Annotated in this window: 15 protein-coding genes; 13 read left to right on the top strand and 2 right to left on the bottom strand. The window is 30.8% G+C overall.

Annotated elements, in window-relative coordinates:
* The first annotated feature begins 123 nt into the window (after positions 1-123).
* The 5 genes from AB3G34_RS05390 (at position 124) to rlmH (ending at position 5,790) form a co-directional block, all read left to right on the top strand.
* A complete protein-coding gene (locus AB3G34_RS05390) occupies positions 124-1,374 on the top strand; it encodes a DUF2254 domain-containing protein (RefSeq protein ID WP_369753699.1) in 1,251 nt (416 codons plus the stop codon).
* A 29-nt stretch (positions 1,375-1,403) separates the two neighbouring features.
* Positions 1,404-3,311 carry a mechanosensitive ion channel family protein gene (locus AB3G34_RS05385; RefSeq protein ID WP_369753698.1) on the top strand — a complete coding sequence of 636 codons (1,908 nt, stop codon included), beginning with the start codon at positions 1,404-1,406 and terminating at the stop codon, positions 3,309-3,311.
* A gap of 219 nt (positions 3,312-3,530) precedes the next feature.
* Complete coding sequence (locus tag AB3G34_RS05380) at positions 3,531-4,952, top strand: adenosine deaminase (protein ID WP_369753697.1); 1,422 nt, start codon at positions 3,531-3,533, stop codon at positions 4,950-4,952.
* A 7-nt stretch (positions 4,953-4,959) separates the two neighbouring features.
* Positions 4,960-5,268: an antibiotic biosynthesis monooxygenase gene (locus tag AB3G34_RS05375; RefSeq protein ID WP_369753696.1), complete on the top strand. Its 309-nt coding sequence runs from the start codon at positions 4,960-4,962 to the stop codon at positions 5,266-5,268.
* Positions 5,269-5,316: 48 nt separating this feature from the next.
* On the top strand, positions 5,317-5,790 hold the full coding sequence (gene rlmH, locus AB3G34_RS05370) for a 23S rRNA (pseudouridine(1915)-N(3))-methyltransferase RlmH (protein WP_369753695.1): 474 nt from the start codon (positions 5,317-5,319) through the stop codon (positions 5,788-5,790).
* Between the two features lie 16 nt (positions 5,791-5,806).
* On the opposite strand, the gene AB3G34_RS05365 is transcribed toward rlmH, so the two are convergent.
* Both AB3G34_RS05365 and folP read right to left on the bottom strand, forming a co-directional pair.
* The gene (locus AB3G34_RS05365) at positions 5,807-6,454 is read right to left on the bottom strand and encodes a hypothetical protein (RefSeq protein WP_369753693.1); all 648 of its coding nucleotides are present in this window, start codon (positions 6,452-6,454) and stop codon (positions 5,807-5,809) included.
* A 2-nt stretch (positions 6,455-6,456) separates the two neighbouring features.
* Positions 6,457-7,281: a dihydropteroate synthase gene (folP, locus tag AB3G34_RS05360; protein ID WP_367769553.1), complete on the bottom strand. Its 825-nt coding sequence runs from the start codon at positions 7,279-7,281 to the stop codon at positions 6,457-6,459.
* Between the two features lie 148 nt (positions 7,282-7,429).
* Here folP and AB3G34_RS05355 point away from each other — a divergent pair, with 148 nt between their 5' ends.
* From AB3G34_RS05355 to AB3G34_RS05320, 8 genes are all read left to right on the top strand, one after another.
* Positions 7,430-7,975 carry a DUF1599 domain-containing protein gene (locus AB3G34_RS05355; protein WP_367752779.1) on the top strand — a complete coding sequence of 182 codons (546 nt, stop codon included), beginning with the start codon at positions 7,430-7,432 and terminating at the stop codon, positions 7,973-7,975.
* The gene (locus tag AB3G34_RS05350) at positions 7,975-9,075 is read left to right on the top strand and encodes a BT_3928 family protein (RefSeq protein ID WP_367769550.1); all 1,101 of its coding nucleotides are present in this window, start codon (positions 7,975-7,977) and stop codon (positions 9,073-9,075) included. Before AB3G34_RS05355 ends, AB3G34_RS05350 begins: the two co-directional genes overlap by 1 nt.
* A 53-nt stretch (positions 9,076-9,128) precedes the next feature.
* Complete coding sequence (locus tag AB3G34_RS05345; RefSeq protein WP_367769547.1) at positions 9,129-9,584, top strand: hypothetical protein; 456 nt, start codon at positions 9,129-9,131, stop codon at positions 9,582-9,584.
* Between the two features lie 198 nt (positions 9,585-9,782).
* Positions 9,783-10,277, top strand: a complete 495-nt coding sequence (locus AB3G34_RS05340; protein WP_367769544.1) for a TlpA family protein disulfide reductase — start codon at positions 9,783-9,785, stop codon at positions 10,275-10,277.
* 53 nt (positions 10,278-10,330) lie between these two features.
* The gene (gene tpiA, locus AB3G34_RS05335) at positions 10,331-11,083 is read left to right on the top strand and encodes a triose-phosphate isomerase (protein WP_367752771.1); all 753 of its coding nucleotides are present in this window, start codon (positions 10,331-10,333) and stop codon (positions 11,081-11,083) included.
* A 106-nt stretch (positions 11,084-11,189) separates the two neighbouring features.
* Positions 11,190-12,023, top strand: a complete 834-nt coding sequence (prmA, locus tag AB3G34_RS05330; RefSeq protein WP_369753692.1) for a 50S ribosomal protein L11 methyltransferase — start codon at positions 11,190-11,192, stop codon at positions 12,021-12,023.
* 40 nt (positions 12,024-12,063) lie between these two features.
* Positions 12,064-12,339 carry an ATP-dependent Clp protease adaptor ClpS gene (locus AB3G34_RS05325; RefSeq protein WP_367752767.1) on the top strand — a complete coding sequence of 92 codons (276 nt, stop codon included), beginning with the start codon at positions 12,064-12,066 and terminating at the stop codon, positions 12,337-12,339.
* Between the two features lie 99 nt (positions 12,340-12,438).
* On the top strand, positions 12,439-13,710 hold the full coding sequence (locus AB3G34_RS05320; RefSeq protein ID WP_369753691.1) for a sterol desaturase family protein: 1,272 nt from the start codon (positions 12,439-12,441) through the stop codon (positions 13,708-13,710).
* Positions 13,711-13,717 lie beyond the last annotated feature (7 nt).

Raw genomic sequence — 13,717 nt, 5'->3', positions numbered from 1 at the left:
AGCTTGAAAGTCACACTAATACTCAAAACTACAAAAGGATTAGGCGTTTTAAGTAAATACAACGCGTTACAATTTTTAGCTATTTAAATAAAAAGGTGTTAATTTAGTCCCAAAGCTATATTTATGAAAGAAAACGTACTCTTTGTCATGCAACGTATAAAAGAAAAATTATGGTTCAGACCCTTAATATTTTGTTTTGTTTCGATTTTAGCTGCTTTAATTGCTCAAATTGCCGATAGTACAAGACTACATGAAATTGTTCCGGATATTAAAACCGAATCACTATCTGAGTTACTCAATATAATTTCAGCAAGCATGCTTGTGATTGCCATTTTTACTGTAGGATCAATGATATCCGCATTTGCTGCAGCAAGCAATACTGCTACACCCCGCTCTTTTAAATTAATTATCGCAGATGATGTTTCTCAGAATGCATTATCTGTTTTTATTGGCTCTTTTATATTTAGCATTGTTGCTCTAGTAGCGCTTAAAAATGGTTATTACGGCAGAGCAGGTTATTTCACACTATTTATTTTTACACTCTTATTTTTTAGTTTAGTAATTCTAACTTTCTTACGATGGGTAGAGCGAATATCTAAATTGGGCAGAATGGGACATACAATTCAATTAGTTGAAGATGCAACTACAAATGCCATTCAAAATCGCTTAGTATCACCTACTCTAAACGGAATTGCAGTCCATCCTTCAAAAAATAAAGGGGAAGCCTTGTATAGCGATCTAACAGGCTACATTCAACAAATTAACATGTCTGAATTGCAAAAAATAGCCAAAAAGATGGACGCCGTTTTTACTATAAATGCGATCCCTGGAAAACTCGTTTCCATAGATCAGCCCTTGTTATTTATTGCTTTAAAAAACAAAGAGGAAAAAATAGACTACAATACTATAAAAAATGCATTTACGGTTGGTAATATGCGTTATTTTGACCAAGACCCCCGTTTTGGTTTAATCACCTTAACTGAGATTGCTAGTCGAGCTCTTTCACCTGCTGTCAATGATCCAGGAACGGCAATTCAAATCATAAGTAGCCACATTAGACTGTTCTCCTTATGGAATTCCGTTAAAGAAACAATTCCAGTTAAAGAAGACCTTTTTGATCGTATTGCTGTTCCTCAATTAGAACTATCCGATTTATTTGAAGATGCGTTTAGACCTATAGCCCGCGATGGTGCATCAAACATTGAAGTAATGATCAGACTCCAAAAATGTTTTCAAATTCTTTCTAAAAATAGCAATACAGCGATTCAAAAATCTAGTTTTTATAATTCTAAACAAGCATTTGAAAGAGCAAAAATGGAAATGAAACTTGAAGCTGATATACTACTTTTAAAAGAAAACTGTTTATTTGTATAAAAGTCATAACTTTCCAATCAAATTATTTTATGTTTCGATCTAAAAAAAAAATAGCACTATCCATCACCGTAAAAACTCTTATTCTAAGTTTTTTTGTGGTTCTTTTTACTCAAAAAACAGTAGCACAACAAGATAGTATCAATAAAAAGAATGATTCGTTAAACACTTCCATAATTAAAAATTTCAATGAAAAACTGGCAATAATTGAAGGACAGCGTGTCAGTGATTCCATTAAAAAATCAGAATTAGAGACACAGCTTTTATCATTAAAAAAAACCGATAATTTAAAAAAAGAAGCGCTACAAAAAGAATTAGAAGTATTAAATACGAAAGAATATAAAAGGCTTGCCGAAAAAAAAGCTCAAATTGATTCTTTGCGCTTAACCGCAAAAGGATACCCAGTAACTGGATTTTTCAACGATACCTTATTCACTATTTATAGTAAATTGGGAAGCTTTTCGGCAAAAGACAGAGCAGATGCCATAAGTGTTCGAATTAAAAATCTCTCTGATCAATTTAGATTTAAGGGTGACTCAATAAAAATTGTTGATGCCGAAACCACTATAGATCTAGTATATAAAGAAGGTATTATTATTAGCGTTTCTGAAAATGATGCGATTTGGAATAACAGTACCAAATTAGAATTGGCAAAAAAATATCAAGACATTATCAAGAAAGCTTTAGCTCTGTATAAAAGTGAAACTAGTGTGTCGACTTTAGCAAAAGAAATTGGATTGGCACTTTTAGTTTTAGTAATAATGTTTTTTTTAATATCAAATTTAAGAAGGTTTTTTCGCTGGACTGCACAAAAAATAGAACACGAAGAAAACAAACGCATTCAAGGAATTAAGATCCGAAACTTCACTCTATTTGATGCTAAACAGCAAGTAAATGCTTTATTGAACGTTAACACCACTTTAAAATGGGTTCTCATCTTATTATTAGTTTATATTGCTTTACCTATACTTTTTGGAATTTTTCCTTGGACAAAAGATTTCGCAGCTACTCTTTTTGGTTATATACTAAATCCTCTTAAAAAAATAGCTTTAGGTTTTTGGAATTATCTTCCTAATTTAATTACTATACTAGTTATCATTTTTGTATTTAGATATGTTTTAAAAGGAATTCATTTTCTAAAAAATGAAATCGAAAAAGGAAATTTAGAACTACCTGGTTTTTATGCCGATTGGGCAAACCCTACGTATCAAATTGTACGAGTAATCGTTTTTGCTTTTATGGTAGTGGTAATTTTCCCGTACTTGCCTGGTAGTGATTCTCCCGTTTTTCAAGGGGTTTCCGTTTTTCTAGGTTTCTTATTTACTTTTGGTTCAGCAGGATCGCTTTCGAATATCATTGCTGGTTTAATCCTTACTTATATGCGATTATTTAAAATTGGAGACCGAGTTAAAATTGGCGAAGTCGTGGGGGATATTATCGAAAAATCATTGTTGGTAACCCGAATTAGAACCATAAAAAATGAAATTATTTCTATTCCAAACTCAACTGTAATGAGTAGTCATACTATAAATTACAGTAGTGATGCTCCTGAAAAAGGATTGATTATCCACTCGACTGTTACCATCGGTTATGATGTACTCTGGAAAGAGATGCATCAAGCTTTAATAGATGCTGCCTCTAAAACAGAGTTTGTATTACAAGAACCAAAACCTTTTGTATTACAAACTAGTTTAGATGATTTTTATGTCTCGTATGAAATCAATGCATACATAAAAGAACCTAATAAACAAGCAGTTATCTATTCTAATTTGCACCAAAACATTCAAGATGTTTGCAATGAAAGAAACATTGAAATTATGTCTCCACATTATCGTGCAGCAAGAGACGGGAATAAAACCACAATTCCAGAAAACTATTTGGATAAAAATTATAAAACACCCCCTTTTAATGTGAATTTTAAAAATGACAACACTATTTAACGTTTCATTTTAAATTTTTAAACTTTAAAATAGCTAGAAACATTTTGTTTTATTCTTTTAATAAAACAAAATGTACTGCTAACATGTATTTATCAGCGGTTTTTTTTATTCTATTTATAACTTATATTTGTCTCAATTTTGAACAAAAAAAGTAAACTAAAAACAATGAGTTTCTAGTTTGTTAATATATAAATCAAGGTTATATCTTAAAAAAACGCTATGAAGTTATTATATACATTAATTTTTTCAGTTATACTTAATATTGGATATTCACAATCTTCAGTAAATCAATACTTCGAAAAAATTAGAAACAATGAAGCCGCATTGACCGCTTTCTTTTCTCAGATGCCAAAAGGTGGGGATTTACATCACCATTATAGTGGCTCAATTTATGCCGAACCCTTATTAGAAGATGCCATATCAGCTGATTTTTACTTAAATACAGCAACTATGCAAGTTCTAAAAGAAAAGCTTACAACTGGAAACTGGGAACTTTTTTCTACACTAAAAAGTCGCGGAGAATTGAATAGCTACAAACAAAAAATAATGGAAAAATGGTCCGTGAAGGACTACAATCATGTTGACTACCCTTCTGATAAATTATTTTTTGAATCTTTCGGTAAATTTAGTCCCGCAATAGTAGGTAATTTTGGACAAGGATTATTAGAACTAAAAAATAGAGCTATTACTGAAAATGTAAGTTATATTGAAACCCAACTTTCAACTATTCCTTCCAATATAAACACGGACGATCTAACTGATTTTAATGCTAAATTAAGAGCACTGGCTATAAATAGAGATGAAGCTGGAGTTACCCAACTACTCGATTCCATTTATGGAACTTTATTACAAAGGGACGCTGCCGTTTATGCCGAAGATTTCAACACCAATTTTGTCGCTAAATTGCATAATGATCTTAAAATTGACGATGATCGTTTCACCATGCGTTACCAAAACTTTGTATTGCGCTTTATGGAACCCGTTGACCTTTTTAAAAATTTAGTAGTTGCTTTCATTTCAGCTGATACGAGTTCGCTAATGGCAGGTGTAAATATCGTTTCACCTGAAGATGGCGAAACAGCAATGAAAGATTATTGGTTGCACATGGTGATGTTTAAGTATTGTCATTCTCAATTCCCAACAGTAAAATACTCCATGCATGCAGGTGAACTTACCTTAGGATTAGTTCAACCTGAAGATTTAACTTGGCATATTCGAGATGCTGTATATACAGCGGGAGCCTACCGCATAGGTCATGGTGTAGATATGGCCTATGAAGAAAAATCATATGAACTTTTACGATATATGGCTAAAAATAACATTGCGATCGAAATTAACTTAGTGAGCAATGAATTTATTTTAAAAGTAAAAGACAGTCGCCATCCTATAACATTGTATAAAGAATTTGGAGTTCCAATTGTAATCAGTACTGACGATGCTGGTATTCTTCGAACAAACATGACGGAACAATATGTGTTACTTGCCAAACGTTACAAGCAAGTTTCGTATGTCAATATCAAACAATATGTATATAACAGTATCTATTATAGTTTTATAAAAGACGAGCAATTAAAAAAACAATTAATATCAGATTTAGATTTACGATTTAAAACCTTTGAAGCTAATTTTCCTTCTAATTAAATAAAATATGATTTTAGAAACGGCAATTCTTTATGTAAAAAAAGGAGAAGAAAAACAGTTTGAACATGATTTCAAAATTGCAGGTCAATACATTAGCGCAATAGATGGCTATCTTGGACACAGTTTAAGAAAATGTATCGAACAAGAAAATAAATATTTACTACTGGTAGATTGGGAGAAACTAGAAGACCATACTATTGCTTTTAGACAATCTGAACAATATTTAGAATGGAAAAAGCTACTACATCATTATTATGATCCTTTCCCTATAGTGGAACATTATGAAGTCATTTTAGAAAAAATTAAATTAGCATAACTCAAAAATATTGATTGATTACTTTTGTAATCCTGTAAAAAATCAAAAATGAATATCAAACTCATCGCCATTGGCAAAACCGATAACAAAGCATTACAATCTTTAATTGACGATTACACGAAACGTTTGTCTTTTTACATCAAGTTTGATTTAGATATTATTCCGGATATCAAGAATGTAAAAAAATTATCGGAAAGCCAACAGAAAGAAAAAGAAGGGGAATTAATTTTGTCCAAAATTGCACCAACAGACCAACTTATTTTATTGGATGAAAATGGAAAAAACTTCTCTAGTGTGGGTTTTTCAGAGGAATTGCAAAAGAAAATGAATTCTGGTGTAAAAACATTAGTTTTTGTTATTGGAGGACCTTATGGCTTTTCGGATACCGTTTATGCTTCTGCAAAAGGTAAAATTTCGCTTTCGCAAATGACTTTTTCTCATCAAATGGTGCGCCTGTTTTTTATCGAACAATTGTACCGTGGATTTACGATTTTGAGAAATGAACCGTATCATCATCAGTAAAAAAAAAGTTTAAAGTTTAGAAGATGAATTCTTTTTCGTGATTAATCCAGATTCCTTTTTTCGTGATTTTTAATTTTTTAATAAGAATTTTGCTTTGAAGATATTCCCCGTAAGACATATTTTTATCGAAAGAAAATATAATTTCAGATTCATGCTCAATAAATAAATTATTTAGAACACTTTCTAATTTTTCTTTTGGAAATGGGTTTTCATTCGATTGATTAAATTCAATCATTCCACCTTTTATAAACCGCAAAAAGCTTGTGAAAACAGGTGGTTTCACCATTTTATAATACACATTTGTAAAAGGAATAAAAGCCATATTTTTACCTATACTATCTGCATAGGAATAGTAGTTTTCGGCTTTTTCATTTTTATGTGCTTTTTCTTTGCGTTTTTTGTCTTGTAGTTTCATAACCTCCGGAATCACGATTCGTAAAGGCAAACGCTTGTCTATATTCAGAATCCAATTGGTAGTGATAATACTGTTTTTTCTATTGACCTCGGCTAGAGTGTCTTTATCTTTAGTTCTAAAAAAAATATAAATAGGTGAATGATCTTGCACATCCTTTACGATCGTAACATTCGATTTTGGCAATAAGATATCCTCTTTGTTTCCGCACGAAAGAAATAAAAACACAACAATCAGGCTTAAATATTTCATATTTAAAAATTCAATTTTTCATATAATTTCACACACTCAACCGCTTCTTTTACGTCATGAACTCTCAATATATTTGCACCTTTTGTCAGTCCAATTGTATTTAGAAAAGTGGTTCCATTTAGAGCTTCATTAGCAGTTGTTTCTAATACTTTATAAATCATAGATTTTCTAGAAATTCCTACCAATAATGGCAAATCTAACATTTGAAATAATTCCATTTTTTTCATCACCTCATAATTTTGCTCCAATGTTTTAGCAAAACCAAAACCTGGATCAATAATTAAATCATTAATTCCAAAACTTCTAGCTTTGGCAATTTTTTCAGAAAAATAAAAAAGCATTTCTTTGACAATATCATTATAACTTGTCATGGTTTGCATCGTTTTAGGTGTACCTCTCATTTGCATCATGATGTAAGGAACATTATACTCTGCTACAACTTCAAACATTTTTTCATCTAGGTTGCCTGCGGCAATATCATTAATAAGTGCAGCACCATTTTCTAGAGAAGCCTTTGCAACTCCAGCTCTAAAAGTATCAATAGAAAGTAACGTTTCTGGATACTGTTTTAAAATTAATTGAATGACAGGAACAATTCGGGCAATTTCCTCTTCTTCAGTAACAAACTCCGCATTAGGCTTACTAGAATAGGCACCAATATCTATAAAAGTAGCCCCCTCATTTAGCATTTTCTTAACCTGAGAAAGTATTTCATTTTCATCATTGTACTTTCCTCCGTCAAAAAAAGAGTTAGGCGTTACATTTAAAATTCCCATCACTTTTGGATGCGCTAAATCAATCAGTTGCCCTTTACAATTTATTGTCATTACTTCTTTATTTAAAGTTTCTAGTTTAAAGTTTAATGATCTTGACCAATAAAACGGATGCATTCCTGCAACTTTAAACTTTAAACGCTAATTTTTTTTAAATTTTATCCCTATTTTTGAGAAAATTTTAGACAAATATACATCAATAATGAAGAATACTTCTCAAGAATATGATAACATAGTCGCAATTTGTCGATCACTATTTATCAATAAAATGAAAGATTATGGAAGTGCTTGGCGCATATTAAGACTGCCATCATTAACCGATCAAATTTTCATCAAAGCACAAAGAATTAGAAGTTTACAAGAAAATGAAATCCGTAAAGTCGACGAAGATGAAACCGGTGAATTCATAGGAATTATCAACTATTCGATAATGGCATTAATTCAATTAGAATTGGGCGTAGTCGACCAACCTGATTTGAATGTTGAAAAAGCTACCGAATTATATGATGCCCAAATTAAATTAACCAAAGAATTAATGGAAGCCAAAAATCATGACTACGGTGAAGCTTGGCGTGAAATGCGTGTGAGTTCTTTGACCGATTTAATTTTACAAAAATTACTTCGAGTAAAACAAATAGAAGATAATAAAGGGAAAACCATCGTATCTGAAGGAATTGATGCCAATTATCAAGATATGATTAACTATTCGATTTTTGCACTTATATTAATGAATTTTAAAGGAAAATAATGAAAAACTTAATTACTCAATTCTCTAGGATTTTCGTAGGATTACTATTTATTATTTCAGGATTAATAAAACTAAATGACCCTGTAGGTTTCTCTTATAAATTAGCCGAATATTTTAGTGAACCTGTATTTAACATGCCTTTTTTAGTGCCATTTGCTTTAGGTTTGGCCTTGTTTCTAGTAATTGTAGAAGTGGTTTTGGGTGTCATGTTACTCATTGGATATAAATCAAAGTTTACTATTTGGAGTTTGCTTCTTATGATTGTGTTTTTTACTTTTTTAACATTCTATTCTGCTTATTATGATGTGGTGAAGGATTGTGGTTGTTTTGGTGACGCACTACACTTAACTCCATGGCAATCATTTGCTAAGGATATTGTTTTATTGTTTTTTATATTAATTTTATTCATCAACAAACGACTAGTAAAACCTTTATTTCAAAATAGCATACAAAATATTATTGCCTATGCAAGTATTCTTTTATGCATGCTGATGGCGGTTTGGGTACTAAATCACTTGCCTATTATTGATTTCCGACCTTATAAAGTAGGAAACAATATTGAAAAAGGAATGGAAATTCCAGAAGGCGCTCCAAAATCCGTTGTGGAAATGACTTTTATATACAAAGTGAATGGTGTTGACAAAGAATTCTCAGAAAATGATTTGATGAATCTGCCTGAAGGAGCTGAATTTGTTGATAGAAAAGACAAAGTTATCACTGAAGGTTACGTTCCTCCTATTCATGATTTTACGATGATGAAAGACGATTCAGACTATAAAGAAGAATTGTTACAAGAACCTAAATTATTGATGATTGTTACTTATGATTTAATTACAGCTGAAGAAGGTGGTATGGTAAAACTAGAAAAGTTAAATCAAGAAGCTACTGCTAAAGGATATAAAGTAATAGGGATGACGAACTCCTCTTTAGAAGAAATTGCTAAAGCAAAGAAAAAATACGGACTTCAATTTGACTTTTATACATGTGACGCAATAGCCTTAAAAACAATTGAAAGAGCAAATCCTAGTATTGTAATTCTTGAAAAAGGAACTATCAAACAAAAAGTGCATTATAATGATATTAAAGATTTAAAGTTGTAATAATATAGGTTTTACAAATTGCTATTAATTTGATTCTTTAAAAAAAATAATTTATGCAAAATTTATTTAAAATTTTATTGCTAGTCTTAATAGTTGTATTTGTAGGATGTACCAATCAATTAGAATCAAATCGAAAATTATGTTTCACTCCACCAAGTGGTTTTAATTTTGAAATTGTAAATAAAACTTCAGGAGAAAATCTATTCACAAATGGAACGTATCAATCCAATCAAATTACAATAATTGACTTATCAAACAATAGCAAAGTGCCTTTTACATTTATTGCGGAAAACGGACAAAACATCATCAGTATCCATACTATTGGTTGGAAAACAGAAAAAATAAATTATTCTATTACAATACAAGAAAAAGCACTTTTTAGTTTATATGTAGATGCATCCAGAATAAGTGATGGTTGTAGTTACACCGAATTTAATGAAGTTGCCATAAAGAATTCTGATTTTGAATTCAATCAAAATACAGGAATTTATAAAATTTTTGTTCCGTAACTAATTCTGAAAAAAAAACGAATAAGCCACGTATGAACTCAAATCATCGTGGCTTTTTTCAATCGTTTTGTGTCTATTTTGTTATTTTTACTAACTATATCGATATTGTTTTTGTAATTTCAAATTCTATTTTCAAAAAATGATATTCTATATATTACTTTCCAATTGTTTGTTTAACTTTACTAAAATTTTTATTTAATGAAAAAAATACTGGCTCTATTCGTTGCATTCGCTACATTTTCATGTTCAAATGCACAAAAAACGGAATTTACAAAAGAAGCATTATCTGAAACATTATTAACTCCAGAAGGAAACCAAGTAGCTTTTCAAGATATAATCAAAAAAGCGGAAGGAAAAACGGTAGTAATTGAAATTTGGGCTTCCTGGTGTGGTGACTGTGTAAAAGCAATGCCAAAAATAAAAGAATTACAAGCCAAAAATCCTGATGTAGCCTACATATTCATTTCAATGGACAAAACAGCTGATAAATGGATCGCAGGAATTGAAAAACACGAACTTAAAGGGGATCATTATATGGCTAATGATCAAATGAAAGGTGTTTTTGGAAATGCTATTGATTTAGATTGGATTCCAAGATATATTATCCTTGACAAAACAGGAAAAATAGTTTTATACCGAGCAATTGAAACTGATTTTGATAAAATCAATGCCACATTAGCTAAATTAAAATAAACGTTACACAATAAAGAACTAAAAACAAATATTGAAATATAATACAAACTAAAATGAGAAAAAAGATAGTTGCAGGAAACTGGAAAATGCATAAAAATGCAGAGCAAACAGAAGATTTATTGAATGAATTAATTGCTAAAATACCTACTGATACAGATGCTAAAGTTATTGTAGCTCCTACATTCGTAAATCTAGCTTCAGCAGTTGATCATTTACAGTTTACTAATATCGACGTTGCTGCACAAAATGTACATCAAGCAGAAAGTGGCGCTTTTACAGGTGAAATTTCAGCAGATATGTTAAAAAGTGTTGGTGTAGATATTGTTATACTTGGACACTCTGAGCGTAGAGCTATTTTCAATGAAACGGATGCTTTAATTGCAAGTAAAGTAAATACTGCTTTAGAGCATGACATGATGGTTATTTTCTGTTTTGGAGAAGAATTGAAAGATCGTCAATCTCAAAACCATTTCAACATTGTTGAAAACCAACTAAGAGATGGATTGTTCCAAATCGAAGCAAAAGATTGGGAACATGTTGTTTTAGCTTATGAGCCAGTATGGGCAATAGGAACTGGAGAAACTGCTTCACCAGAACAAGCACAAGAAATGCATGAATTCATTAGAGAAACGGTTCGCAAAGCTTTCGGAAGTGATATTGCTGAAGATGTTTCAATCCTTTATGGAGGTAGCGTTAAACCAGAAAATGCAAAAGAAATTTTCTCTAAACCAGATGTAGACGGTGGTCTTATTGGTGGTGCTGCATTAAAAGCTGATGATTTTGTTGCAATTGTAAATGCAATCTAAAATAAAATTAACATATTAAAAAAGCGGTAAAATGTATTTTACCGCTTTTTTTATTTTTATATAATTCCATAAAAAGAGAAATACTACCTTTGCAAAAAAATTAAACATGTCAAATATTTATATAGGATACCATTTTACAATTGAACCAAAAGAAATGGGTTCAGAAATATTAATTGCAGAGTTAGGTGAAACTGCTTTTGAAAGTTTTACTGAAACTGAATCTGGTATATCCGCTTTTGTACAAAAAGATTTATGGGATGAAATGATTCTGGAGAACATCAATATTTTAAAATCGGAAGAATTTGAAATTGATTACACTTTTGAAGAAATAGATCAAGTGAACTGGAACGAGGAATGGGAAAAGAATTTTGAACCTATCGATGTAGAAGGAAACTGTCATGTACGTGCACCTTTTCACCCAAAAACGGATGCTGAATTTGATATCTTAATTGAACCAAAAATGAGTTTTGGTACAGGTCATCATGAAACTACACATATGATGATTCAACATTTATTAGAAATTGACGTAACTGGTATGAAAACCCTAGATATGGGATGTGGAACTGCTATTTTAGCTATTCTTGCTGAAATGAAAGGAGCGCAACCAATTGATGCAATAGATATCGATAACTGGTGTTACTTGAATTCTATTGAAAATGCAGAGCGCAACCACTGCAAACACATTACAGTTTATGAAGGTGAAGTTTCTTTATTAGAAGGAAAAAAATATGATCTAATCATTGCTAATATCAATCGAAATATTTTGTTGAACGATATGCAAGCGTACGTAGATTGTCTAAATCCAAAAGGAACCCTTCTTTTAAGTGGTTTTTACACGGAAGACATCCCTTTTATAGATGCTTCATGTACAGAAAAAGGGTTAACTTATGTTAAAAAATTTGAAAGAAATAACTGGGTTTCATTAAAATACGTAAATTAGTATTAGTTTTATTAATAACGAAAGTACAAAAACCTACAAAATGAGTACTAAAGAAAAAATAAGAGAAAAAGTAAGTCGAAAAGAAGCACCTACATTAAACAACGAAATTATCGTGTATAATGATGATGTAAATACTTTTGACCATGTAATCGACACTCTAATGCGTGTTTGTGAACATACACCTGAACAAGCGGAACAATGTTCTTTAATTGTACATTATAATGGGAAATGTACTGTGAAAACAGGACCTATTGATAAATTGAAACCACAATGTACACAATTACTAGAAGCAGGATTAAGTGCTGAAATTGTTTGATTTCAAACAATAAGGCAATTAAATAGCTTTTTATTTAACGATAATTCATTAAACGTTCTATTTTATTCTATATTTGAATAAAATAGAACGTTTTTTTTTATGGAAGAATATGGTAAAATATTAATCATTGCGATGCCTCTTTTTTTGGTACTAATTATTATTGAAAAAATGTATGATTTATACAAAGGGGAGAATCATGTTCCATTAATGGACAGCGTTTCCAGTATTAGTTCCGGAATTACAAACGCAGTTAAAGATGTATTAGGACTTAGTATTACTTTTATTTCTTATGAATGGATCGTTTCAAAAATAGCTATTTATCATATTGAAAATACTATTGCAACCTATTTAGTAGCTTTTATTGTCATCGATTTTTATGGATACTGGACACATCGATTGTCACATCAAGTAAATTTTTTCTGGAATAAACATGCTATACATCATAGTAGTGAGGAGTTTAACCTAGCTTGTGCTTTACGTCAAACGGTTTCCAGTTTTATTAATCTATTTACTTTTATACTTATTCCAGCAGCACTTCTGGGCGTTCCTGCTAAAGTAATTGCAATAACACTACCTATTCAACTATTTTTACAATTTTGGTACCACACAAAACATATTAAAAAAATGGGGTTTTTAGAGCATGTCCTTGTAACTCCATCACATCATCGAGTTCATCACGCTATAAATCCAGAATATCTTGATAAAAATCATTCACAAATTTTTATTATTTGGGACAAATGGTTTGGTACTTTTCAAGAAGAATTAGACGAAGTACCACCCGCTTTTGGAATAACTAGACCAGCCGGAACTTGGAACCCTATTCGAATAAATTATCAACATTTAGGACTATTAATTATGGATGCTTGGCGTACCGAAAGCTGGAAAGACAAATTGACAATTTGGTTTAAACCCACTGGCTGGCGACCAGAGCATTTTGAAGAAAAATATCCAGTAAAAAAAATATCAGATGTTTATAATTTTAAAAAATATGGTGCCGAGAACTCAACTAAATTAATTAGTTGGTCTATTATTCAAGCACTGATTACTTTACTATTTGTTAGCTATTTATTTAACAATATAGCCCAAATAGGTTTGCCTAATATCTTCATTTATGGATTTTTTATTTTTATAACTATTTTCAGTTATACGGAATTAATGGATAAAAATAGATTTTCAATCTATTGGGAAACCTTCCGATTGTTATTTGGTCTTGGGATTTTAATTTACTTTGGAGATTGGTTTGGACTAAATTCTATTTTACCTATGGGTAATTATATAATAATTACTTACCTCCTATTTTCATTGGGAATAGCAATTTATTTTACGCTATTTGATTTCAAAATAAAAAGTGCTGTATCTGTTAACTTATAAACTCATA

It is taken from the genome of Flavobacterium sp. WC2409 (genome assembly GCF_041200085.1).
Classification (GTDB): Bacteria; Bacteroidota; Bacteroidia; order Flavobacteriales; family Flavobacteriaceae; genus Flavobacterium.
Note: the sequence above shows the minus strand (reverse complement) of the source record. Positions and strands in the feature narration are given on the sequence as shown.

Excerpts from the sequence above, each read along its gene's own strand:
- AB3G34_RS05390 (WP_369753699.1), top strand. The coding sequence starts at position 124 with ATGAAAGAAAACGTACTCTTTGTCATGCAACGTATAAAAGAAAAATTA.
- AB3G34_RS05385 (WP_369753698.1), top strand. The coding sequence starts at position 1,404 with ATGTTTCGATCTAAAAAAAAAATAGCACTATCCATCACCGTAAAAACT.
- AB3G34_RS05380 (WP_369753697.1), top strand. The coding sequence starts at position 3,531 with ATGAAGTTATTATATACATTAATTTTTTCAGTTATACTTAATATTGGA.
- AB3G34_RS05375 (WP_369753696.1), top strand. The coding sequence starts at position 4,960 with ATGATTTTAGAAACGGCAATTCTTTATGTAAAAAAAGGAGAAGAAAAA.
- rlmH (WP_369753695.1), top strand. The coding sequence starts at position 5,317 with ATGAATATCAAACTCATCGCCATTGGCAAAACCGATAACAAAGCATTA.
- AB3G34_RS05365 (WP_369753693.1), bottom strand. The coding sequence starts at position 6,454 with ATGAAATATTTAAGCCTGATTGTTGTGTTTTTATTTCTTTCGTGCGGA.
- folP (WP_367769553.1), bottom strand. The coding sequence starts at position 7,281 with ATGACAATAAATTGTAAAGGGCAACTGATTGATTTAGCGCATCCAAAA.
- AB3G34_RS05355 (WP_367752779.1), top strand. The coding sequence starts at position 7,430 with ATGAAGAATACTTCTCAAGAATATGATAACATAGTCGCAATTTGTCGA.
- AB3G34_RS05350 (WP_367769550.1), top strand. The coding sequence starts at position 7,975 with ATGAAAAACTTAATTACTCAATTCTCTAGGATTTTCGTAGGATTACTA.
- AB3G34_RS05345 (WP_367769547.1), top strand. The coding sequence starts at position 9,129 with ATGCAAAATTTATTTAAAATTTTATTGCTAGTCTTAATAGTTGTATTT.
- AB3G34_RS05340 (WP_367769544.1), top strand. The coding sequence starts at position 9,783 with ATGAAAAAAATACTGGCTCTATTCGTTGCATTCGCTACATTTTCATGT.
- tpiA (WP_367752771.1), top strand. The coding sequence starts at position 10,331 with ATGAGAAAAAAGATAGTTGCAGGAAACTGGAAAATGCATAAAAATGCA.
- prmA (WP_369753692.1), top strand. The coding sequence starts at position 11,190 with ATGTCAAATATTTATATAGGATACCATTTTACAATTGAACCAAAAGAA.
- AB3G34_RS05325 (WP_367752767.1), top strand. The coding sequence starts at position 12,064 with ATGAGTACTAAAGAAAAAATAAGAGAAAAAGTAAGTCGAAAAGAAGCA.
- AB3G34_RS05320 (WP_369753691.1), top strand. The coding sequence starts at position 12,439 with ATGGAAGAATATGGTAAAATATTAATCATTGCGATGCCTCTTTTTTTG.